Raw genomic sequence first — 23,316 nt, forward strand, 5'->3', positions numbered from 1 at the left:
CAGTAACTGGTTTTGTTTTTGGTTTTATAAAACCTTTATCTAAACTATCGCAGATAATCAGATTACTACAATTAATAGTTGCTTATTTTTTATTTCATATGATTTCTAGTTGGCTTAAAATATCTAAAAAATTAAATATATCCGAAATAGATGAATAAATAATTATATTATAAAAGAATCCATAACAAGAAAGATATACTTACAATTTCTTAAGAAGTACAATGGCGACAAATCAAAATTTGTGAAAGATATAGGTTGCAACGAAAAAATAATACGATTACTTTTTGATCACAACCAAGGAATGAGCTTAAATTTATTTTTTAAAATTTCATTTGCATTAAAAATTGAACCAAGTGAGTTATTAAAAGACATAAAAGTCAAAATTTAATGTTAAAATCGGTTAGCCATCATCCAAACAAAGTAAGACATTAGCCAAATTAAGTAAGACATAAACCATCCAAAGTAAGCCATTATCCAACCAAAGTAAAACATCATCCAAACTAAGTAAGCTATGAGCCAAACAAAGTAAGACATCAGCCAAACAAAGTAAGCCGTCAGCCAAACAAAGTAAGACATTACCCAAACAAAGTAAGACATCAGCCAAACAAAGTAAAACACCTTTTTTATCTTAAAATCTATGATATCCTATGTGGTTAAAATAAAATTATAAATTATCAAAAAGAGCTTTGTATCTTTGAATATTCCAATATTGAACCCAAACCAAAACTTTTAAAAATAAAACTAAAATAGTTCCCAAATTGGTAAATAATTTATATTTTTGTAAAAAAAAGATTTGAGAGTAGTTGCGAAAAAAAGATTGAGAGATTTTTGGGAAAAGCATGAAGATTGTGAACAACAACTTAAAGCTTGGTTTCGCGAGACTCAGAAAGCCGAATGGGAAAATCCAAATCAAATTAAAATAGAATATCCAAGCGCAAGTATTCTTAATGAAAATCGAGTAGTTTTTAACATCAAAGGAAATAATTACAGATTAATAGTGAAAATAAGTTATGAATACCACATGGTTTGGATTCGATTTATTGGAACTCACTCAGAATATGATAAAATTAACGCCAATACAATTTAGAATATGAACATAAATCTTATAAAAACAGAAAACGATTATAATCAAGCCATGGAAAGACTTGAAAAAATTTTTGACGCAAAAAGAGGAACTGAACAAGGCGACGAATTGGAACTTTTAGGTATGTTAATTGATCAATATGAAAATGAACATTTTTCGATTGATTTACCAGATCCAATTGAAGCAATAAAATTCCGAATGGAACAAATGGGCTATAATCAAAATGATTTGGCAAAAATTGTAGGCTTCAAGAGCAGAGCAAGTGAAATTTTGAACAGAAAAAGAAAGTTATCGTTAGAAATGATCCGTCAATTACATAACGAATTAAATATTCCGACAGATGTTTTAATACAAACCTATTAATAAAGTAAGTACAATAGTTAACAAAAATTTTTACACAAAATCAACCATTATTTATTTCATTTTAAACTGTTTGATTAAACCAAATGTTCTATCAAGTGAACTCTTAAATGAACTTAAATTTCTTATATGGTTCAAAATGTCCATTATAAATTTTATACCGCATAGATTTTTTTCCACATTGCTATGCAAACCTAAACAAAGCAAAGCGCCTTATTTACCTTAAAATCTATGATATCCTATGTGGTTAAAATAAAATTATAAATTATCAAAAAGAGCTTTGTATCTTTGAACAATCCCAACATTGAACCCAAAACAAATTGATTTCAAAAGCAACTATAGATACAGTTTACGAAACCGCCAGAGTCGAAGAAGTCATTGCCGATTTTGTACAACTCAAACGCGCAGGAAGCAACTACAAAGGGTTGAGTCCGTTTTCTGACGAGCGTTCGCCATCGTTTATGGTTTCGCCCGTAAAACAAATTTGGAAAGATTTTAGTTCAGGAAAAGGTGGCAATGCCATTGCTTTTATTATGGAACACGAACATTTTTCGTACCCTGAAGCCATTCGGTATTTAGCCAAAAAATATAATATCGAAATAGAAGAAACCGAGCAATCAAACGAACAAAAAGAACAAGCTGGCGAAAAAGAAAGCATGTATTTGGTATCTGAATTTGCATCGAAATTTTTTCAAAACACCATGCAAAATACCGATGAAGGCAAATCTATCGGGCTTTCCTATTTTAAAGAACGCGGATTTACCAACGAAACCATCAAAAAATTCTCCTTGGGGTATTCGCCCGAAACATGGGATGCTTTTACCAGAGAAGGACTCGGTCAAGGCTACAAACTCGAATATTTAGAAAAAGTAGGGCTCACTATTCTTCGTGACGATGGCAAACATTTCGACCGATTCAAAGGCCGCGTTATGTTTCCCATTCAAAGTATGTCGGGTCGAGTGTTGGGTTTTGGTGGTCGAATTTTGACAAACGATAAAAAAGCAGCCAAATATCTCAATTCGCCCGAAAGCGAAATTTATCATAAAAGCAAAGTCCTTTACGGAATTTTCCACGCCAAGCAAGCCATCGCCAAACTCGACAATTGTTTTCTTTGCGAAGGCTACACAGATGTTATTCAAATGCAACAGGCCGGAATCGAAAACGTAGTTTCATCTTCTGGAACAGCTTTGACTTCCGACCAAATAAGATTGATAAACCGATTGACTAAAAATATTACAGTACTTTTTGATGGCGATGCTGCTGGACTTCGTGCATCCATTCGAGGTATCGATTTAATTTTGGAAGAAGGCATGAATGTCAAAGTCTGCACTTTTCCCGATGGTGATGATCCAGATAGTTTTGCCAAAAAAACACCGCTTGACGAATTATTGAAATATTTGGACGAAAATGCTATGGATTTTATTCAGTTCAAAGCATCACTTTTAATGAAAGATGCTAAAAACGATCCTATCAAAAAAGCAGAACTCATTCGCGATATGGTCAATAGTATTTCCAAAATCCCAGATAGAATAAAACGTGAAATCTATATTCAGGAATGTTCACGCATCATGGATATTTCCGAAGATGTGCTATTCAATACTTTGGCACAATTAATCCAAAAAGACATTCAGGAAGCAAGCAAAAAGCAAAAAATTGACCAAAAAAATCAAGTTTTTGAAGTTCATAAAAATGAAAACGTATCTGTAAATATCAAAGTCGATATATTATATGAACTAGAACTAAAAATCATAGAAATACTATTGCTTTATGGCAATATTGAAGAAGATTTTGAAGATGTTCTACTCAAAGCCAATGAAGAAGGCGAACTGCAAGAAGTTAAAGAAATCAACAAACACAAGGTTTTCCAGCGTATTTATTTAAGTTTGCAGGAAGATGAGGTCGAACTTGCCACACCCATATTCAAAGAAATTTACAACGATTTAATAACTTACTTCAACGAAAATGAAACCTTCGAAATAGAACAATATTTAATGAGACTTTCGCCAGAATTGTCGCAAGAAGTTACCACAATTTTAATGGACGACGAAAAAGTATCGCTACACAATTGGGAAGCCAAACAAATATATGTAAAACAAAAAAACCAAACTATAAGTCAATATGTTTCAGAAACAATATTGACTTTAAGATGGTTTTTAGTGAACAAAATTATCGAAGAAATCAAAGCCAATCTTTCAACGGAAATTGATTCAGATAATTCTGAAAATCTTTCAATGGCGATGGATTATTCGAGACTAGTCAACAATTTTTCAAGTAAACTAGGTCGCGTCATGTCGCGCTACAGCTAAACTATTTCAAGCGTTTTAGCTTTATTTACCAAATCGACAAGATTGGTAACATTTAATTTTGCTAAAAGCCTTAATTTATAAGTACTAATAGTTTTTTCATTCAAATTCAAGGCTTCTGCCACTTCTTTGTTCTTTTTTCCGTTCGATAAGTATCGCAAAACCTCAATTTCTCTACTCGAAAGTTTTCTGTACAATCTTTCAGATTTAGGTTGTTTTGCAATCATTGCCATATTTCTTTTTACAGCATCGCTAAAAATAATCGCCCCACGATTTACTTTTATAATTGTCGATGCCAATACATCCATTTTTTCCGATTTTTGAACAAAGGCAGAAACACCAGCTTTTATAGCATTTGGCGCATAGACTTGTTCATTTAAATTAGAAAATAACACGATTTTTAATTTGGGGAACACTTTGAGAAGTGCTTTAATTAAATTAATACTCGAAAGACCATTAAGTTCAAGATCCATAACCAAAACATCAATTTCTTTACGCTTTAGCATTTCTTCAACCATATCGAAGCCATCTACCATACCAACCAATGAAATGTCAGAATGTTCTTTAAAATAAGACTTTATTCCAAACTGTACAACAGGATGATTGTCAGCCAGACCAATTTTTACCATAATTCTTTTTTTACCGTTAGACAATATTATTACAAAATTAGGCAATTTAATGTTATTATTAGTAAAAAGATGAAATTATTACTTATATTATAATGGAATCAAGCAAACTGGTATGGAAATCATTTTGTGCTGATTTGTTTTGTTTAATCTTTTGTATAAAATAATTACCTCTTTTTCCCTTCCAGAAAAATCATTTTCACTTTTACCTTTTTCAATTTCAAGCATAGCAAATTCGAGTTCATCGTAGGTTGCCCCAAGTTGGTCTTCATCGCTTCTATCATCGCCAAATAAACCGTCTGTTGGTTTGGCATTTAATATAGAATCTGGAACATTTAAGTAGGCAGATAGGGCTCTCACCTCACTTTTCATCAAGTCTGCAATCGGACTCAAATCCACACCGCCATCACCATATTTGGTATAAAAGCCAACACCAAAATCCTCCACTTTGTTACCAGTTCCTACCACCAAAAGACCGTGAATTCCAGCCAAATAATACAAACTTGTCATACGCAATCTAGCGCGTGAATTTGCAAGAGATAACTGATATTTTCCTTCATCATTTGTTAAAGGAATCTCAATTTTGAAACTTTCAAACACTGGAGTCAAATTTACTTTGGTGTCAATTACATTTTTAAATCGAGATTTCAGTTGCAAAATATGTTCATGTGCCCTAGAAACATGACTTTCCGCTTGGTGAATCGGCATTTCAACGCAAAGCGTAGTTAGTCCAGTTTGCGCGCATAAAGTCGATGTCAATGCGGAATCAATACCGCCAGAAATACCAACTACAAAACCTTTTGCATGAGCACTTTCGGCATAATTTTTAAGCCAATTCACAATGTGCTCATTCACTTTTTCACTATTTAATGTACTATTTTTTCTCATGAAACATTATTTTTTAAAAACCCAATGTATATTTGCAAAGTTAAAAATTTTTTAGAAGCCAATCCAGCTATTCGTTTCAAGTTTTTTTATCTGTTTTAAGTTTTTTTAAATTCTTGCAAGAGCTTCTTTCAGTCGCTTTGCCAGAATCAAAAAACTACAAAACAGCTTTCAAAAAGCTTTTCACTGCTATCTGGGCTATAATCAACATGCAATGAAAAAGTATATTTTATTCCTTTCAATTTCAATTTTTATTATTTCTTGTTCAGAAAAAAATAAAAACAAAGATAAAATTCAGGAAATTCCTATAGAAATAATTGTAGATCGTTTTGACCAAGCTTTTTTTGAAACACCAATTCAAAATTTACCAAAGTTAAAAAGCAAATATCCGTCTTTTTTCCCGGCGGATGTTCCAGATTCTGTTTGGACAAACAAAATGCGAAATCCACAATGGAGAGAATTATATGGCGAAGTTCAAAAAAAATATCCAGATTTCAATAATAAAAAAGCTGAAATTGAAGATCTTTTTCGACATATAAAATATTATTATCCAAAAACACAAATCCCAAAAGTAGTTACTTTAATATATGATATGGATGTGCAGTATAAAACCATTTATGCAGATAGCTTGGTTTTAATTTCCTTAGAAATGTATTTGGGCAAAAACCATAAGTTTTATGAATTTCCAGAATATCAAAAACAAACCTTTGAACCATCGCAAATTTTGCCAGACATTGTACAAGATTTTTCGCTCAACAAAGTCAAACCACCAACTCAAAAAGATTTATTGTCATTAATGATTTACGCCGGTAAACAATTATATCTAAAGGACGCTTTACTTCCAGAATATTCAGACGAAGATAAAATAGGTTACTCAAAACCGCAAATTCAGTGGGCAATAGCACATGAAGTAGATACTTGGCGATTTTTTATCGATGAAAATCTTTTATACAATACAGATTCAAAATTAAACCAGCGATTTATAGCACCTGCGCCATTTACCAAATTTGGGTTGGTTTCCGATAACGAAACACCAGGAAAAATGGGCGCTTGGTTAGGATGGCAAATAGTTAGAACTTTTATGGACAATAATAAAGATATTCCATTGCAGAAAATGCTAGTTATGGATGCGTCAGAAATATTTCAAAAATCAAAATACAAACCTAAAAAATAATTATGAATTACGAATTAAAAATTACGAATTACGAATTACGAATTACGAATTACGAATTTTGTTAATTAGTGACTTAATCTAAAACCCACAATCTAAAACCCATAACCCAAAACCCATAACCCATAACCCATAACCTAAAACCCAAAAAATGACATCAGAAATAAAATTTATAGTCAATCTAGACGAAAATAGAGTACCCGAAAAAATAAATTGGTCCGCACAAGATGGCGGAGTGGAAGCACAGGAAACAAAAGCCATTTTGCTTTCTGTTTGGGACAATAAGACCCAAGAAACAATGCGTGTAGATTTATGGACAAAAGACATGCCAGTTGATGAAATGAAATTGTTTTTTCATCAAACTTTGGTCTCCATGGCAGATACTTTTTATCGCGCCACCAATGATGAAAAAATGACTGATACAATGAAAGATTTTTGCGATTATTTTGCGGAGAAGTTGGAACTTACCAAATAAAAAAATCGGTCATTGACCGATTTTTTTTATTTATATGAAAGAATCATTACTTTTAAAAATCTCCTCATTTACTTCTCCGATATATTCCAAAACTTTATCTTTTCCGGTTCCTTCTGTAGCTGAGGTTACAAAATGCTGTGGCATTTCTTCCCAGTTGTTTTTGAGTAATGCTGTGCGGTAAGCAGCAATATGTTGTGCTACTTTTCCTTTGCTAATTTTATCGGCTTTCGTGAAAACTATACAAAAAGGCAATTCGATTTCTCCTAAATAAGTTATAAACTCTAAGTCTATTTCTTGGGCTTCGTGGCGAATATCTATCAATACAAAAGCGCAAATAAGTTGTTCTCTTTTCTCGAAATAATCGGTTATAAATTGTTGGAAAACTTCCTTAGTTTTTTTGGAAACTCGCGCATAACCATAGCCTGGTAAATCAACTAGGAACCAATTGTTATTGATTTTAAAATGATTTATTAATTGTGTTTTTCCTGGTCGCCCAGAAGTTTTAGCCAAACTTTTATGATTGGTCAACATATTAATCAACGACGATTTCCCAACGTTTGACCTTCCAATAAAAGCATATTCTGGCAAACGCTCCAAAGGACATTTGCTCACATCAGAATTACTAATTACAAATTCGGCAGTATTAATTTTCATTTATTTGTCATTGCGAGGCACGAAGCAATCTGTTTATATTTAATTTTGAAAACTGAAGAATGAACACTATTTATGCTCTGCTTTTTCAGTCAACCATTGATCTAGAATTTTATTGAACTCATCAGGATGTTCCATCATAGCAGCGTGTCCACAATTTTCTATCCAATACAATGTAGAATTGGGCAACAATTTATGGAATTCTTCCGCGACATCTGGCGGCGTAACTTTATCGTTTCTTCCCCAAATAATTCCAGTAGGAACGTGCATTTTAGGTAAATCTTTGGCCATATTATGACGAATGGCACTTTTAGCTATTGTCAAGGTTTTGATTAGTTTGATTCTGTCGTTTACAGTGGCATAAACTTCATCAATAATTTCTTTGGTTGCAATTTCTGGGTTATAAAATACATCTTCCGCTTTCTTTTTGATGTATTCATAATCACCTCGCTTCGGATAACTATCGCCCATCGCACTTTCATAAAGTCCTGAGCTTCCAGTAATAACGAGTCCTGAAACTCTTTCTGGATACATTTTTGTAAAATATAAAGCAATATGTCCTCCCAAAGAATTCCCAACCAAAATTACCCTATCAAAACCTTTGAAAGTGATAAAATCCTTAACATATCTAGAAAATGCTTTCACATTTGTTTTCAGGATATTTTGTGTGTACAATGGCAATTGCGGTATGACTACTTTAAAACCTTTTGCAGGGAAATAATTGGCAACACCATCAAAATTGCTTAAACCACCCATCAATCCATGCAAAATAATAATTGGTGTGCCTTCGCCAGCTTCAAAATATTCGTATTTACCTTCTTTTTTTAAATTATCCACAGTTCAGTTTTATCTTTAAACAAGTCGCAAATATAGGGTTTTATTCTTAAAAAGAGCAATAGTTAGGAGTCTTAAAGTTATAATATAGAAAGTTATAAAATTTATAAATGAAAAATAATGGCAGATTAGTTAAAAACAAATTTTGACTTTTTTGAATTGTTTTACACATTTTTAAATGTCAAAATTATCCCTAATATGGACTTTAAGACTTCCGCCTTTGAGACTTTCTGATTAAAAATTTCAAAACTTATCAACAAAGTGGTAATTTGTGGTAATTTGTGGTAAAATAATTTTTATATTTGCTCTGTATCAAATAAAATCATAACTACTTGAATACCATTATTGGAACATATGAATGTAAGGTTGATTCCAAAGGAAGGCTCATGTTGCCTAATCCTTTGAAGAAACAATTGAACGCGTCTTTGCAAGAAGGCTTTGTTTTAAAACGTTCTGTTTTTCAGCAATGCTTGGAGTTATATCCAATGCAAGAATGGAATTTGATGATGCAAAAAATAAATAAACTCAATCGATTTGTTAAAAAGAACAACGATTTTATTCGTCGTTTTACAGCTGGCGTTCGTGTGATTGAGATTGATGCTACAGGAAGAATTTTAGTTCCAAAAGATTTGGCAGTTTTTGCATCGGTTTCAAAAGATATTGTTTTGTCTTCCGCAGTTAATATTATTGAAATTTGGGACAAAGATTTGTATGAAAAAGCTATTGATGGTTCAGTAGGTGATTTTGCTGATTTGGCAGAAGAAGTAATGGGAAATGTAAATGACGACGACAATGGAAATGGAATATCATAATCCAGTATTACTCAAAGAAACCGTTGATGGTTTGAACATAAAACCAGACGGCATTTATGTTGATGTGACTTTTGGTGGAGGCGGTCATTCAAAAGAAATTTTATCCCGTTTAAACGAAAAGGGAAAATTATTTGCTTTCGACCAAGATGAAGATGCTTGGGAAAATGCTTTGCCCGACGAAAGATTTACGCTTATTCAAGAAAATTTCAGATTTATAAAAAGGTTCTTACGATTTAATGGCGTTAAAAAAGTAGATGGAATTTTGGCCGATTTAGGCGTTTCTTCTCATCAGTTTGATGTTCCTGAGCGCGGATTTTCGACCCGTTTTGATGCCGAATTGGATATGAGAATGAGCAAAAAAAACGATGTAACGGCTTTTCAAATTGTCAATCAATACGATGATGCTAATTTACGCCGGATTTTTTATGATTATGGAGAATTGAGCAATGCTCCAGCATTAGCAAGAACTATTATTGAATCAAGAGAAAACGAAGAAATTAGAAATACAGAACAGTTAAAAAATGTTTTAGCTCGTTTTCTGCCCAATAATAAAGCGCATAAAATTTTAGCTCAAATATACCAAGCCATAAGAATTGAAGTGAATCAAGAAATGGAAGTTTTAAAAGAATTTTTAACCGAATCATTAGAAATTTTAAATCCAGAAGGAAGGTTAAGTGTAATTTCTTATCATTCTCTTGAAGACAGATTGGTGAAAAGATTTATGAAAAATGGGCTTTTTGAAGGTGAACCTGAAAAAGACTTCTTTGGAAATTTTGAAGTCCCATTCAAATTAATCGGTAAAATGATAATTCCATCAAACGAAGAAATAAAAATAAACAACAGAGCAAGAAGTGCAAAATTGCGTATTGCTGAAAAAAAATAAAAACTCAACAACTTAGAAACTTTGTGACTTTGCAGCTAAAATAAATGAAATACGGAATTTATAACATATTAAAAGCAAAATTTCTAGTCAATGAAGATGCAGTTAAAAACTGGAAATTCATTCTGTTTTTAATTGGTTTGGCAATTATTATGATTGCAAATACACATAGTTATGAAAAAAAAATATTCAGAATTGCAGCGTTAACTGCGGAAGTTAAAGAATTAAGATCGGAATTTGTAGACCGTCGTTCAGAATTAATGAAAATAAAAATGGAATCGACTATTGCAGATCAAATGGTTTTGAAAGAAATTTTTCCTTCATCGGTTCCACCAAAAAAAATTAAAGTAGCTCGAGAAAAAACAACTTGGGAAAAAATATGGCAGTAGATAATAAAAATATTCTAAAACGAATCTACCTCGTTGCACTTTTCATATTTATTATGATAGTCGCAATCGGAATAAAACTGACCAATATTCAGTGGGTTGAAGGTGCTTATTATCGCAAGATAGCCAAAGAAAATTCGGTTAAAAATTTTGTTATTCCTTCCAATCGTGGCAATGTGTATTCATCCGATGGAAGTTTGCTTGCCACTTCCATCCCAGAATATACGATTCGTTTTGATGCTGTTGCACCTTCTGATGATGATTTTGACGAATTCATCAAACCTTTATCTGATTCATTAGAAGTTTTGCTTCAAAAACCAGCCTCAACTTTTTTAAACGATTTTAGAAAAGCGAGAGCCAATAAAAATAGATATTTTCTATTGGCTCGAGACTTGAGCTACACGCAATATATGACTTTAAAAAGTTATCCATTATTTAATTTAGGAGCTTATAAAGGTGGTATGATTACCGAGCCAAAAACCGTTCGCGAACATCCAATTGGAAAAATTGCAGAAAGAACCATAGGTTATGAGCGCTTCGACAATGCTGGAAATCCAACTCGTGTTGGTATCGAAGGCGCATTTGGGAACTATCTTAATGGAAAAGATGGCAAAGTACTCAAACAAAAAATTTCTAAAGGACAATGGAAACCCATTCGCGATGAGAATGAAGTCGAGCCACGCGATGGTTACGATATTGTTTCTACTATTGATGTGTATGTTCAAGATATTGCCCACCACGCATTATTGAAACAACTTGAATATTACGAAGCAGATCATGGTTGTGTAGTAGTTATGGAAACCAAAACGGGCGATGTCAAAGCCATTTCAAATTTAGGACGCGCGACTGATGGTTCATATTATGAAACCATCAATTATGCTGTTGCTGAATCCCACGAACCAGGTTCTACTTTCAAATTGGTTGACATGATAGCACTTTTAGATGACAATAAAATTGATACCAGCAAAGTGTATGATAGCAAAAGTGGTGTCATTGTTTACCACAGTCGCAAAGTTCGAGATTCGCATGTAGGAGGCTATGGAAAAATTTCATTGGCTAGAGGTTTTGAACTTTCTTCCAATACAGTTATGGTACAAGCGGTGTATGAAAATTATAAAAACAATCCAAAACAATTTACAGACAGAATAGTCAATTTGGGTTTAAATAAACCTTTGGGATTGCCTTTCAAAGGTGAAGGAATACCGTTTATTCCAGAACCTACAGATAAAAAATGGAGCGCTATTTCACTTCCGTGGATGGCTTTTGGCTACGGAGTTTCAGTAACGCCATTACAAACCTTGACATTATACAACGCCATTGCAAATAATGGTGAAATGGTCAAGCCAAAATTTGTAAAAGAAGTAAAAGAATGGAGTAAAACGATTAAAAAATTCGACAAGCAAGTTATAAACCCAAGTATTTGTTCTGAATCTACCATAAAGAAAGTAAAAGCAGTTTTGGAAAATGTTGTCAAAAAAGGAACGGGATCAAAACTCTATTCCAAAGATTTTTCGATGGCTGGCAAAACTGGAACTGCTGCAGTAAATTATGCTAAAAATGGTGGACTCGATAAATATTATGCTTCCTCATTTGTAGGTTATTTTCCTGCAGATGAACCAAAATATTCATGTATTGTAGTTATTCACAAACCAAGTACAATCAATAACAATTATTATGGAGCAGATGTTGCTGGACCTGTTTTCAAACGAATTGCTCAAAAGGTTTTTACAGATGTACCATCGACCAATCAAGTTAAAAATTTAAAGAAAACATATCCTAAACAAGATAAAAATTACGTCACTTACAATAATAATGTAAACAAAAAACACACATCAATTCCAAATTTAAAAGGAATGTCTGGTATGGACGCTGTTGCATTGTTGGGTAATTTGAATATCAAGGTAAAAGCCATCGGAATTGGAAAAGTCAAAAAACAATCCATTCAAGCTGGACAACCTATTGTAAAAAATCAAGTCATCATTTTAGAATTATCATAATGGTTTTAAAAGAAATTTTATATAAAGTCGCACTCGAAATTGTTCACGGTTCAACCGATGTTGAAGTGAATAGCATTCATTTTGATTCTAGAAAAATAGAAGCAAATGATGTTTTTGTGGCAATTCGTGGGTCGGTTTCAAACGGACACGAATTTATCGATAAAGCCATTTCTTTAGGAGCTTCCGTAATTATTTGCGATACATTGCCAGTCAGTTTATTATCTCAAATCACGTATGTGAAAGTAAAAGATACCAATACAGCTTTGGCTTATTTGGCGACTAATTTTTATGACAATCCATCGCAAAAACTCCAATTAGTAGGCGTTACAGGAACCAATGGAAAAACAACAATTGCCTCATTATTATACCAATTATTTAAAAAAGCAGGTTTTAAAGTTGGCTTATTATCAACCGTTAAAATTATGGTGGATGAAATCGAGCACAAAGCAACGCATACCACACCAGATTCGTTAACCATCAATTACTTTTTAAATGAAATGGTTGAAAGTGGTTGCGAATATTGCTTTATGGAAGTCAGTTCGCACGGTATTCATCAAAAACGTACTGAAGGATTACATTTTGTAGGAGGTGTTTTTACCAATTTGTCTCACGATCATTTAGATTATCATCCAACATTTGCAGAATATCGAGATGTAAAAAAATCATTTTTCGATAATTTACCTAAAAGTGCTTTTACACTTTCCAATATTGATGATAAAAATGGAATGGTAATGATGCAAAATACGAAAGCTAGAAAACTGTCTTATGCTTTAAAAACTTACGCAGATTATAAAGCTATTATTATTGAAAATCAACTTTCTGGATTGCTTTTAAAAATAAACGAACAAGAAGTTTGGGTAAGATTGATAGGAACTTTTAATGCTTATAATTTGTTGGCGATTTACGGAGTGGCGATAGAATTAGGAATCGAAAAACTTGAAGTTTTAAGATTGTTATCAGAATTAGAAAGTGTTTCAGGTCGTTTTCAATTTATTGTTTCACAACAAAACATCACGGCAATTGTCGATTATGCACATACGCCCGATGCTTTAGAAAATGTATTGAGTACAATTAATGACATTCGTACAAAAAATGAGCAATTAATTACAATTGTAGGTTGCGGTGGCAATCGTGACAAAACAAAAAGACCCATTATGGCCAATATTGCTTCCGAAATGAGCAACAAAGCCATTTTAACATCAGACAATCCAAGAACAGAAAATCCAGAAACAATAATTTCCGAAATGGAAGCAGGAATAACGGCTGTAAACTATAAAAAATACATGTCTATTGTGGATAGAAAACAAGCCATAAAAACCGCTTGTCAACTTGCGCAACCCAACGATATAATTTTGATTGCAGGTAAAGGACACGAAACATACCAAGAAATAAATGGCGTTCGTCACGATTTTGACGATATGCAAATTGTAAAACAAATGTTAGAACAACTCAATAAATAAAAATGATTTAAGATTGTTGATTAACGATTATTGAATTCAGATGGAGTTCTAAAAATCTAAAATCTAGAGTCTAAAATCTGAAATCTGAAAAATATGCTATACTACTTATTCGAATACTTAGACAAATATTTTGATGTGCCAGGCGCTGGAGTTTTTCAATATATCACATTCAGATCGGCTTTGGCAATCATAATGTCATTATTATTGTCTACTATTTTTGGAAAAAGAGTCATAGGATATTTGCGTCGTCAACAAGTAGGAGAAACGGTAAGAGAGCTAGGTTTGGAAGGACAAACACAAAAAGCAGGAACGCCAACCATGGGAGGATTAATTATAATTTTCTCCACATTGTTACCAGTCCTTTTATTGGCAAAACTGGATAATATTTATATTATTTTATTGATAATCACAACTATTTGGATGGGAGCTATCGGTTTTCTGGACGATTATATCAAAATTTTCAAAAAAGACAAAGCTGGTTTAAAAGGGATTTTCAAAGTTATTGGTCAAGTAGGTTTAGGAATTATTGTGGGCGCTACTTTATATTTTCATCCAGGCGTGACAATTCGCAAAGATGTAGTAAAAAGTAATATTGAAATCAATGCATCACAAAACACAATTAATCCAGTTTCGTTGGAAGAAAAATCAACCGCTACAACCATTCCTTTTTTCAAAAATAATGAATTTGATTATGCTGAATTATTGTCTTGGACTGGCGATGGTTATCGCGATTATGCTTGGATTGTTTTTATAGCCATTGTTATTTTTATAATCACAGCGGTATCAAACGGAGCCAATTTAACCGATGGTATAGATGGGCTTGCTGCAGGAACCTCGGCCATATCAGTCATTGCTTTAGGTGTTTTTACGTTTGTATCAGGAAATATTATTTTCTCCAATTATCTTAACATTATGTTTATTCCGCATTCTGGAGAAATGACGGTTTTTATAGCTGCTTTTGTAGGTGCGCTAATAGGGTTTTTATGGTATAATAGTTTTCCAGCAGCAGTTTTTATGGGCGACACAGGAAGTTTGACCATAGGAGGAATTATAGCTGTTTTAGCTATTGCCGTTCGTAAAGAAATGTTAATCATATTATTTTGTGGGATCTTTTTTGCAGAAACATTTTCGGTTATTTTACAAGTTACCTACTTTAAATATACCAAGAAACGTTTTGGCGAAGGAAGAAGAATTTTCCTAATGTCGCCATTGCATCATCATTATCAGAAAAAAGGATATCACGAAAGTAAAATTGTAACTCGTTTCTGGATTGTGGGAATTATGCTTGCCATTGTTTCGATTGTGACTTTAAAATTGAGATAGTTAATTACGAATTACGAATTACGAATTAAAAATTACGAATTGTAGGATTGAAAAAATAGTTTAATACACAGAATGAAAGAAAATGTAATACAACAAAAAAACATTTTTGTTTGCCATTAGGATTATCAATCTTTATAAATATTTGATAAACGATAAAAAAGAATTTATGTTGAGTAAGCAAATTTTGAGAAGTGGAACATAAATTGGTGCCAACATAGAAGAATCTATAGGTGGTCAATCTGGAAAAGATTTTCTTTCTAAAATAAGTATCTCATACAAAGGAGCTCGAGAAACAATTTATTGGCTAAAATTATTAAAAGAAACAGATTATATAAAAAATGAAGAATTTGAAACTCTTTTTTATGATGCAGAAGAAATATGTAAAATACTAGGAAGTATTCAAATAGCAATAAAAAGAAAATTAAACAATTAGAAATTACTTTGAAACGATATCAAATTCGTAATTCGTAATTCGTAATTCGTAATTAAATGAAAAGATTAGTTGTTCTAGGCGGTGGCGAAAGCGGAGTTGGAACCGCAATTCTAGGAAAGAAAAAAGGTTATGATGTTTTCGTTTCTGATTTTGGAAAAATAAAAAATAATTACAAAGAAGTCTTAATCTTAAATAAAATAAAGTTTGAAGACGAGCAGCACACAGAAGAGTTAATTCTAAACGCCGATATCGTGATGAAAAGCCCAGGAATTCCTGATAAGGTTGCCATCATTCAAAAATTAAGAGAAAAAAACGTTCCTATTGTTTCTGAGATTGAATTTACTGTCCAATTTACCAATGCGAAAACCATTGGAATAACAGGAAGCAATGGTAAAACAACAACAACAATGTTAACCTATCATTTGCTAAAACAAGGAGGTTTAAATATAGCTATTGGCGGAAATATAGGAAAAAGCTTTGCTTGGCAAGTCGCAGATGGTGACAAGTTCGATTATTATGTTTTGGAATTAAGTAGCTTTCAATTAGACGGATGCTTTACGTACAAACCAGACATTGCGATTTTGACCAATTTGAGCCCAGATCATTTAGACAGATACAATTATGATTATAACGAATATATAGCAGCAAAATTCAGAATCACTCAAAATCAAACTGAAGACGATTTCTTCATTTATGATGCCGACGATTTAGAAATAGAAAAATGGTTTAAAACCAACAAAACAAAAGCAAAATTAGTGCCTTTTTCATTAACAAAACAGTTTGAATTTGGCGCTTACGAAAACGAAAATAATATCAATATCAATATCAATAACGACCCATTTGTTATGCCAACATCACAATTATCACTCGAAGGAAAACACAACGTTAAGAATGCTCTTGCAGCAACTTCTGTAGCACAATTATTAAAAATCAGAAAGAAGACTATTCGCGAGAGTTTGACAGATTTTCAAGGCGTTGAACATCGTTTAGAAAAAGTGCTTAAAATTCAAAATGTGCAATACATAAATGATTCTAAAGCAACCAATGTAAACGCTGCCTATTTTGCATTAGACAGCATGACTACACCAACTATCTGGATTGTTGGCGGCGTTGACAAAGGAAACGATTATGATGAATTGATGGAATTGGTTCACAAAAATGTCAAAGCAATTATCTGTTTAGGTATTGATAACAAAAAAATAATAGATGCTTTTGGCGATATAGTAGATGAGTTAATTGAAACAACTTCTATGAACGAAGCAGTTCGTCAAGCCTATAAATTAGGAGAAAAAGGCGATACAGTTTTGCTTTCACCAGCTTGTGCAAGTTTCGATTTATTCGAAAATTACGAAGACAGAGGAAGACAGTTTAAGGAAGCGGTTAGGAATTTATAATTTTAGAATTCAGATTTTAGAATTTAGATTTGAATGTTAATATTATGACAAACGAACAATTAAAAGGTAGAACTAAAAAATTCTCGATTATGGTTATTGATTTGGTAGAGAAAATGCCAAGTACAATTTCGACAAGAGTAATTTTAAATCAAATTGTAAAAAAGTGCCACTTCAGTTGGTGCGAATTACAGAGCAGTTTGTAGAGCTAGAAGCGATAGAGAATTTGTTTCAAAAATGAATATTGTTTTAGAAGAAGCAGATGAAACATTGTTTTGGCTAGAAATAATAATCGAAAAAGAATGGATAAATAAATCTGATGTTGAAGCAATCTGGAACGAAGGAAATGAGTGAACAGCAATTTTTGTAAGTTCATTAAAAACAATAAACAATAGGATAAACGGAAAATAAATCTAAAATCTGATATCTAATATCTAAAATAGCAAATGAAAGAATTAATAAACAACTTAAAAGGAGATAAAGGCATCTGGTCATTCGTGGCCTTGTTGGCTTTATTTTCATTTTTGCCTGTTTATAGTGCAAGTAGCAATTTGGCTTATTTAAAACATGGAACAGGAAATACTTTAGTGTATTTGATAAAACATTTAATTCACGTTTTGGCGGGATTTTTAATCATGTACCAAATACAAAAAGTGCCTTATCATTATTTCCGTAGCTTGTCTAGAGTTTTGCTTCCTTTTGTATGGATTTTATTAGTTTATACATTATTTAAAGGAACAATGATCGATGGAGCCAATGCCAGCCGATGGATTCAAGTGCCATTTATCGGCATCACTTTTCAGCCATCTGCCTTTGCATCAATGGTTTTACTCATGTTTGTGGCCAGATATTTGTCTAAAACAGCTATTGAGGATATGACTTTTCAAAAATCATTACTGGAATTGTGGGCGCCAGTTTTCTTTACATTAATGTTAATTTTGCCAGCCAATTTTTCTACAGCAGCATTGATATTTTCTATGGTTTTAATGTTGGTTTTTATTGGTAAATATCCATTAAAAAACATTGGAATAATTATTGGAATGGGAATTTTATCTTTTGGAATGTTTATTTTGGTTGTCAAAGCTTTTCCAGATGCCTTTCCAAATCGTGTAGATACTTGGATGAGCCGCATAGAAAATTTTGCTTCAGATAAGCCTGGTGAAGATGACTATCAAATCGAAAAAGCAAAAATTGCGATTGCTTCGGGCGGTATTTATGGTTTAGGACCTGGAAAAAGTATTCAGAAAAACTTTTTGCCACAATCATCATCAGATTTTATATTCGCAATCATCATTGAAGAATTTGGACTTATCGGAGGGTTTGCCGTTATTTTTTTATATGTCATGCTGTTCATCAGATTTGTAATTGCATCCTATAAAGCACCCACGATATTCGGAAAATTAATTGTCGTTGCACTAGGTTTTCCTATTATATTTCAAGCTTTCATCAATATGGGTGTTGCGGTAGAATTGCTACCAACTACGGGTCAAACCTTGCCATTAATCAGTTCTGGTGGAACTTCCATCTGGATGACATGTGCAGCCATTGGAATTATTCTAAATGTAACCAAAAAAGAAGAGGAAATTGCTGAAGAAAATAAAGAAAAGAAACTAAGAGACGAAGCTTTACAAAAACTAATCGATAAACAATTGGCTGAAGAAGAACTTGTTAATGAAGAAAGTTATTCAATAGCTGATAATTCACAAAATCCGATGAATGTGGTCTTAAATAAATAGTATAAAAAACTTAGGAACTTAGTTACTTTGAAACTTAGTAACTAAAATAAAGAAAATGAAACAATATAAATTCATATTAAGTGGTGGGGGAACAGGAGGACATATCTATCCTGCCATCGCTATTGCCAATGAGTTAAAGTCTCGATTTCCAGATTGCGAAATCCTTTTTGTAGGCGCACAAGACAAAATGGAAATGCAAAAAGTGCCACAAGCGGGATACAATATCAAAGGTTTGTGGATTGCAGGAATTCAACGAAGGTTGACTTTGCAAAACGCTATGTTTCCGTTTAAATTGGCATCAAGTTTGATAAAATCATATGGAATTTTAAAACAATTTAAACCCGATGTTGTTATAGGTACTGGTGGTTTCGCGAGTGGTGCGGTTTTGAAAATAGCATCAATGTTGGGAATTCCAACACTCATCCAAGAGCAAAATTCGTATCCAGGTATAACCAACAAATTACTAAGCAAAAAAGCCAATAAAATATGTGTGGCTTACGAAAATTTAGAGCAATTTTTTCCGAAAGATAAAATGATACTAACAGGAAATCCTGTTCGTCAAGACGTTTTGGATATTGAGTCTAAAAGAAGTGAAGCACTTTCATATTTTAATTTAGATGATAATAAAAAAACGCTTTTAGTTCTTGGAGGAAGTTTAGGTTCAAAAAGAATAAACCAGCTAATTGCTAAAGAATTGGATTTTTTAGTCGCCTCTGGAGTTCAAGTTTTTTGGCAATGTGGCAATTTTTATATGGCAGAATACAAACATTTTTCGGAGAAAGAAAATGTACAAGTGGTATCGTTTATAGACAGAATGGATTTAATTTACGCTGCGGCTGATTTGGTAATTTCTCGTTCAGGAGCATCATCTGTATCAGAACTGGCAATTGTTGGAAAACCAGTTATTTTTATTCCATCGCCAAACGTTGCCGAAGACCATCAAACCAAAAATGCACAAGCAATTGTCGAAAAACACGGCGCCATTTTATTAAAAGAATCACAATTGGATGCAGAATTTAAAATTGTTTTTGAAGCTTTGTTAAAAGACAAAGGCAAACAAGATGATTTAAGCAAAAATATAAAATTATTAGCATTGCCAAACGCTACAAAACAAATAGTTGATGAAATTGTGAAATTAATGTAATATATTATGAATAAACTCTTGATAATACTATTTCTCATTACAATTGCTTCCTGTAAAAAAGCGAAAGAGGAAACTAGTGTCAAAAAAGTAGTAATTATAAATAAAGAAATCGTTTCTACAAATGATTATGTTCCAGAAAAAGAAGATTATACTTCCAGCACTAAGCCATTAACGCTGGAGACAAATCAAGAGGGAATTACAAATCTTCCAAAAAACCTTTCGAAATTTATTCCAAAAGGTTACACTGCAATTAATGTTACATCTGGGAATTTGAATTTGGATGGTTTTTCAGATACTATTTTAGTATTGAAAAAAAATGGAGAAGAATCGAATCAAAACGAAGATCTAAGACCTGTTTTAATATTAATTGGTCAATCAAATAAAAGTTTCAAACTCGAAAAAAGAAATAATGTTGCTGTTTTTTGTTTCGCTTGTGGTGGAATTGGTGGTGATCCATTTGTTGGAATTACAGTCAAAAATGGCTATTTTTCTATAGAGCACGGAATTCATGGCGGGCAGCATTGGGATGACATTACAACTTTTAAATATGATAAAGTCAAATCCAATTGGTTTTTGTACAAAGAGGGCTACGAAAGTTACAGATTTAATGATTCTCAAGATGCAAATGCAGAAGCATTGGTTTTGGATGTAAAAGAGCAAAAAACAACGAAAGATTTTGGAGTAATTACTTTCGATGATTTTGATATTTATAAAAGAGCAGAAGAAAGATAAAATGAATCTAAATCAAATACATAACGTTTATTTCATCGGTATCGGAGGCATCGGAATGAGTGCCTTGGCTCGTTATTTTAAATTCATCGGAAAAAATGTATCTGGTTACGACAAAACACCATCAACATTAACATTAGAATTAATGGAAAGTGGAATCAACATTCATTTTGAAGATAATATTGATTTAATTCCTAAAGATTATTTTGTTGAAAATACATTGGTAATCATTACACCTGCCGTTCCAAAATCACATTCAGAATGGAATTATTTCCTAGAACGTGATTATGAAGTAAAAAAACGTGCCGAAGTGCTAGGAATAATTACTAAAGATACTTTTTGCTTGGCTGTTGCTGGAACCCACGGGAAAACTACAACTTCCAGTATTCTTGGGCATATTTTGTATGAAAGTGGTGCCGATGTGACCGCGTTTATTGGCGGAATTGTGGAAAATTACAATTCAAACTTAATAGGTTCAGGCAAAACCGTAACGGTGGTCGAAGCCGATGAATTTGATCGTTCATTTCTACATTTGTATCCCAATATTGCTTGTATCACTTCAATGGATGCGGATCATTTGGATATTTATGGAGACGATGCGTCTATTAAAGCATCTTTCAAAGAATTTGCCGATAAGGTTGAAGATAAAAATAATCTGTTTATAATAAACGGATTAGAACTAGAAGGAATAACTGTTGGTGTAAATGACGATTCAAAATTTGTAGCAAATAATATAAAAATAATCGATGGTTGGTATGTTTTTGATGTAACAACACCTACCGAAACCATTCAAGATTTAAAATTCGGATTGCCCGGAAAACACAATCTTACAAATGCGTTGCTTGCTTTGGCAATGGCTCGAATTTTCGGCATCCCAACCGAATCTATTGCTAAAGCGTTGGCAACTTTTAAAGGCGTTAAACGTCGTTTTTCATTTCAAATCAGAAAAGAAAATTTAGTTTATATAGATGATTATGCGCACCATCCAACCGAAATAAATGCGGTGCATCAAGCAGTTAGTGAGTTGTATCCAAATCAAAAAGTATTGGCGGTTTTTCAACCCCATTTGTTTAGTAGAACCAAAGATTTTGCTGATGATTTTGCCAAGAGCTTATCTCAGTTTGACGAAGTTTTATTGCTTGATATTTATCCTGCTCGAGAGTTACCTATTGAAGGAATTACCTCGCAATGGTTGTTAAACAAAATAGAAAATAAAAACAAGAAATTAATCCAGAAAAACGAATTGATTTCGCTTTTAAAATCCTCCGATGCATCAGTAATCGTAACGATTGGCGCTGGAGATATCGGCGAAATGATTCCCGAAATCAAAAAAGTATTAGAGTCAAAGTAAAATGAAAAACAATATCATCATAAATATTCAATTAATAGCCATTTTAATTTTGGTGGCATTTCTATATTCATTCACTTCAAGTAGAAATCAAAAAAGAAAAATTGCCAAACCTGAAATAGAATTTATAGATGCTGAAAGTCCATTTGTAACCAATGAAATGGTTGATAACTTGTTGATAGATAATTTTGGTGGTACTTTCAGTATCCAAAAAGATAGGGTAAATTTGAAAAATATTGAACTGACCCTTAATAAACACAGTATGATTGAAAAGTCTGAAGTGTTTGTCAGTGTAGATGGCAAGTTAAAAACAGTTGTAAAACAAAAGTCCCCAATTGCTAGAGTTTTCAACAATGATGAATCCTTTTATATTGATTATAAAGGAAATAAAATGCCTCTTTCAAGCAATTTTACAGCAAGAGTTCCACTAGTTTATGGCGAAATTAACAGTCGTTATAGCCAATATTTTGTTGAACTTTTGAAGCTCATTTATGACGATGAATTTTTGAAAAAAAACATCATTGGAATTCAAATATTGCCTGATGGAAACATTACAATGAAAAATAGAAATTATAGTTACGAGATAGTTTTCGGAAGAGCCATTGAAATGGATAGAAAATTTAATAATTATAAAGCATTTTTTCAAAAAGCAGTACAAGATACGTTGATTGATAATTATAAAAAAGTCAATCTCAAGTTCACAAAACAAGTAGTTTGTACAAAATAATTTAGGTATGGAAAGAGAGAAAATAGCAGTAGGACTAGATATAGGGACAACAAAGATTGTAGCTATGATAGGCAAGAAAAATGAATACGGAAAGCTAGAAATTTTAGGTGTTGGAAAATCCAAAAGTCTCGGTGTGGCTCGCGGCGTGGTCAATAACATCACCCAAACCATACAATCTATTCAGGAAGCAATTGCCATGGCCGAAGCTGATTCGGGATTCAAAATAAAAGATGTAGTAGTTGGTATTGCTGGTCAGCATATTCGTAGTATCCAGCACAGCGATTATATTTCAAGACCAAATGCAGAAGAAGTCATTAGCGAAAGCGACATTCATGTCTTAATCAACCAAGTGCAAAAACTAGCCATGTTGCCAGGTGAAGAAATCATTCACGTTTTGCCACAAGAGTTTAAAATAGACGGACAATCGGAAATAAAAGAACCTATTGGAATGTACGGTGGTCGTTTGGAAAGTAGTTTTCATGTGGTTGTCGGTCAAGCATCATCAATTAGGAATGTAGGTCGTTGTATTAAAAGTTCAGGATTGGATTTATCTGGATTAAC

24 protein-coding genes and 2 pseudogenes are annotated in these 23,316 nt (G+C 32.7%); 21 read left to right on the forward strand and 5 right to left on the reverse strand.

Going from position 1 to position 23,316, the window contains the following annotated elements:
* Nucleotides 1-400 precede the first annotated feature (400 nt).
* Nucleotides 401-562 carry a hypothetical protein gene (locus RMN92_RS06870; protein ID WP_309608725.1) on the reverse strand — a complete coding sequence of 54 codons (162 nt, stop codon included), beginning with the start codon at nucleotides 560-562 and terminating at the stop codon, nucleotides 401-403.
* A 231-nt stretch (nucleotides 563-793) separates the two neighbouring features.
* Between RMN92_RS06870 and RMN92_RS06875 the strand changes: the two genes are divergently transcribed.
* The 3 genes from RMN92_RS06875 (at nucleotide 794) to dnaG (ending at nucleotide 3,750) form a co-directional block, all read left to right on the forward strand.
* A complete protein-coding gene (locus tag RMN92_RS06875; RefSeq protein WP_309608726.1) occupies nucleotides 794-1,087 on the forward strand; it encodes a type II toxin-antitoxin system HigB family toxin in 294 nt (97 codons plus the stop codon).
* A gap of 3 nt (nucleotides 1,088-1,090) precedes the next feature.
* Nucleotides 1,091-1,447 carry a helix-turn-helix domain-containing protein gene (locus RMN92_RS06880; protein WP_309608727.1) on the forward strand — a complete coding sequence of 119 codons (357 nt, stop codon included), beginning with the start codon at nucleotides 1,091-1,093 and terminating at the stop codon, nucleotides 1,445-1,447.
* A gap of 317 nt (nucleotides 1,448-1,764) precedes the next feature.
* Nucleotides 1,765-3,750, forward strand: coding sequence for a DNA primase (dnaG, locus tag RMN92_RS06885; RefSeq protein WP_309608728.1), 1,986 nt, complete (start codon nucleotides 1,765-1,767; stop codon nucleotides 3,748-3,750).
* Here dnaG and RMN92_RS06890 read toward each other — a convergent pair.
* Nucleotides 3,747-4,376, reverse strand: a complete 630-nt coding sequence (locus tag RMN92_RS06890) for a response regulator transcription factor (RefSeq protein ID WP_309608729.1) — start codon at nucleotides 4,374-4,376, stop codon at nucleotides 3,747-3,749. The genes dnaG and RMN92_RS06890 overlap by 4 nt on opposite strands.
* A gap of 87 nt (nucleotides 4,377-4,463) precedes the next feature.
* Complete coding sequence (gene nadE, locus RMN92_RS06895) at nucleotides 4,464-5,261, reverse strand: NAD(+) synthase (RefSeq protein WP_309608730.1); 798 nt, start codon at nucleotides 5,259-5,261, stop codon at nucleotides 4,464-4,466.
* Nucleotides 5,262-5,472: 211 nt separating this feature from the next.
* Between nadE and gldB the strand changes: the two genes are divergently transcribed.
* Nucleotides 5,473-6,432 (forward strand): gliding motility lipoprotein GldB, encoded by a 960-nt coding sequence (gene gldB, locus RMN92_RS06900; RefSeq protein ID WP_309608731.1) that lies wholly within the window; start codon nucleotides 5,473-5,475, stop codon nucleotides 6,430-6,432.
* Between the two features lie 148 nt (nucleotides 6,433-6,580).
* Nucleotides 6,581-6,904: a gliding motility protein GldC gene (gldC, locus tag RMN92_RS06905; protein ID WP_309608732.1), complete on the forward strand. Its 324-nt coding sequence runs from the start codon at nucleotides 6,581-6,583 to the stop codon at nucleotides 6,902-6,904.
* Nucleotides 6,905-6,934: 30 nt separating this feature from the next.
* Here the strand turns inward: gldC and yihA are convergent, their stop codons facing one another.
* Both yihA and RMN92_RS06915 read right to left on the reverse strand, forming a co-directional pair.
* Nucleotides 6,935-7,558: a ribosome biogenesis GTP-binding protein YihA/YsxC gene (gene yihA, locus RMN92_RS06910; RefSeq protein WP_309608733.1), complete on the reverse strand. Its 624-nt coding sequence runs from the start codon at nucleotides 7,556-7,558 to the stop codon at nucleotides 6,935-6,937.
* A 66-nt stretch (nucleotides 7,559-7,624) separates the two neighbouring features.
* Nucleotides 7,625-8,392 (reverse strand): alpha/beta hydrolase, encoded by a 768-nt coding sequence (locus RMN92_RS06915; protein WP_309608734.1) that lies wholly within the window; start codon nucleotides 8,390-8,392, stop codon nucleotides 7,625-7,627.
* 329 nt (nucleotides 8,393-8,721) lie between these two features.
* Here RMN92_RS06915 and mraZ point away from each other — a divergent pair, with 329 nt between their 5' ends.
* From mraZ to ftsA, 16 genes and pseudogenes are all read left to right on the forward strand, one after another.
* Complete coding sequence (mraZ, locus tag RMN92_RS06920) at nucleotides 8,722-9,201, forward strand: division/cell wall cluster transcriptional repressor MraZ (protein ID WP_309608735.1); 480 nt, start codon at nucleotides 8,722-8,724, stop codon at nucleotides 9,199-9,201.
* Nucleotides 9,170-10,084 carry a 16S rRNA (cytosine(1402)-N(4))-methyltransferase RsmH gene (rsmH, locus tag RMN92_RS06925; RefSeq protein ID WP_309608736.1) on the forward strand — a complete coding sequence of 305 codons (915 nt, stop codon included), beginning with the start codon at nucleotides 9,170-9,172 and terminating at the stop codon, nucleotides 10,082-10,084. Before mraZ ends, rsmH begins: the two co-directional genes overlap by 32 nt.
* A 44-nt stretch (nucleotides 10,085-10,128) precedes the next feature.
* A complete protein-coding gene (locus tag RMN92_RS06930) occupies nucleotides 10,129-10,470 on the forward strand; it encodes an FtsL-like putative cell division protein (protein ID WP_309608737.1) in 342 nt (113 codons plus the stop codon).
* The gene (locus RMN92_RS06935) at nucleotides 10,461-12,464 is read left to right on the forward strand and encodes a penicillin-binding protein (protein ID WP_309608738.1); all 2,004 of its coding nucleotides are present in this window, start codon (nucleotides 10,461-10,463) and stop codon (nucleotides 12,462-12,464) included. Before RMN92_RS06930 ends, RMN92_RS06935 begins: the two co-directional genes overlap by 10 nt.
* Entirely contained in the window at nucleotides 12,464-13,924 is a 1,461-nt protein-coding gene (locus tag RMN92_RS06940) for a UDP-N-acetylmuramoyl-L-alanyl-D-glutamate--2,6-diaminopimelate ligase (protein WP_309608739.1), read from the forward strand. Before RMN92_RS06935 ends, RMN92_RS06940 begins: the two co-directional genes overlap by 1 nt.
* Nucleotides 13,925-14,017: 93 nt before the next feature.
* Nucleotides 14,018-15,247, forward strand: a complete 1,230-nt coding sequence (gene mraY, locus RMN92_RS06945) for a phospho-N-acetylmuramoyl-pentapeptide-transferase (protein ID WP_309608740.1) — start codon at nucleotides 14,018-14,020, stop codon at nucleotides 15,245-15,247.
* A gap of 72 nt (nucleotides 15,248-15,319) precedes the next feature.
* Nucleotides 15,320-15,680: pseudogene (locus tag RMN92_RS06950) on the forward strand (four helix bundle protein).
* A gap of 56 nt (nucleotides 15,681-15,736) precedes the next feature.
* Nucleotides 15,737-17,074 (forward strand): UDP-N-acetylmuramoyl-L-alanine--D-glutamate ligase, encoded by a 1,338-nt coding sequence (gene murD, locus RMN92_RS06955; protein WP_309608741.1) that lies wholly within the window; start codon nucleotides 15,737-15,739, stop codon nucleotides 17,072-17,074.
* Between the two features lie 44 nt (nucleotides 17,075-17,118).
* A complete protein-coding gene (locus RMN92_RS06960; RefSeq protein ID WP_309608742.1) occupies nucleotides 17,119-17,277 on the forward strand; it encodes a hypothetical protein in 159 nt (52 codons plus the stop codon).
* A 16-nt stretch (nucleotides 17,278-17,293) separates the two neighbouring features.
* Nucleotides 17,294-17,425 (forward strand): annotated as a pseudogene (locus RMN92_RS06965) (four helix bundle protein); the annotation flags it as partial.
* Between the two features lie 92 nt (nucleotides 17,426-17,517).
* The gene (locus RMN92_RS06970; RefSeq protein ID WP_309608743.1) at nucleotides 17,518-18,807 is read left to right on the forward strand and encodes an FtsW/RodA/SpoVE family cell cycle protein; all 1,290 of its coding nucleotides are present in this window, start codon (nucleotides 17,518-17,520) and stop codon (nucleotides 18,805-18,807) included.
* A 55-nt stretch (nucleotides 18,808-18,862) separates the two neighbouring features.
* Entirely contained in the window at nucleotides 18,863-19,951 is a 1,089-nt protein-coding gene (murG, locus tag RMN92_RS06975) for an undecaprenyldiphospho-muramoylpentapeptide beta-N-acetylglucosaminyltransferase (RefSeq protein WP_309608744.1), read from the forward strand.
* 6 nt (nucleotides 19,952-19,957) lie between these two features.
* Entirely contained in the window at nucleotides 19,958-20,683 is a 726-nt protein-coding gene (locus tag RMN92_RS06980) for a hypothetical protein (protein WP_309608745.1), read from the forward strand.
* 1 nt (nucleotide 20,684) lies between these two features.
* Nucleotides 20,685-22,031 carry a UDP-N-acetylmuramate--L-alanine ligase gene (gene murC / locus RMN92_RS06985; RefSeq protein WP_309608746.1) on the forward strand — a complete coding sequence of 449 codons (1,347 nt, stop codon included), beginning with the start codon at nucleotides 20,685-20,687 and terminating at the stop codon, nucleotides 22,029-22,031.
* Nucleotide 22,032: 1 nt separating this feature from the next.
* Nucleotides 22,033-22,755, forward strand: coding sequence for a cell division protein FtsQ (locus tag RMN92_RS06990; RefSeq protein WP_309608747.1), 723 nt, complete (start codon nucleotides 22,033-22,035; stop codon nucleotides 22,753-22,755).
* A 7-nt stretch (nucleotides 22,756-22,762) separates the two neighbouring features.
* On the forward strand, nucleotides 22,763-23,316 hold a 554-nt coding region (ftsA, locus tag RMN92_RS06995; RefSeq protein WP_309608748.1), incomplete at its 3' end, for a cell division protein FtsA.

The sequence above is a fragment of the Flavobacterium sp. genome (assembly GCF_031363805.1).
Taxonomy (GTDB): Bacteria; Bacteroidota; Bacteroidia; order Flavobacteriales; family Flavobacteriaceae; genus Flavobacterium.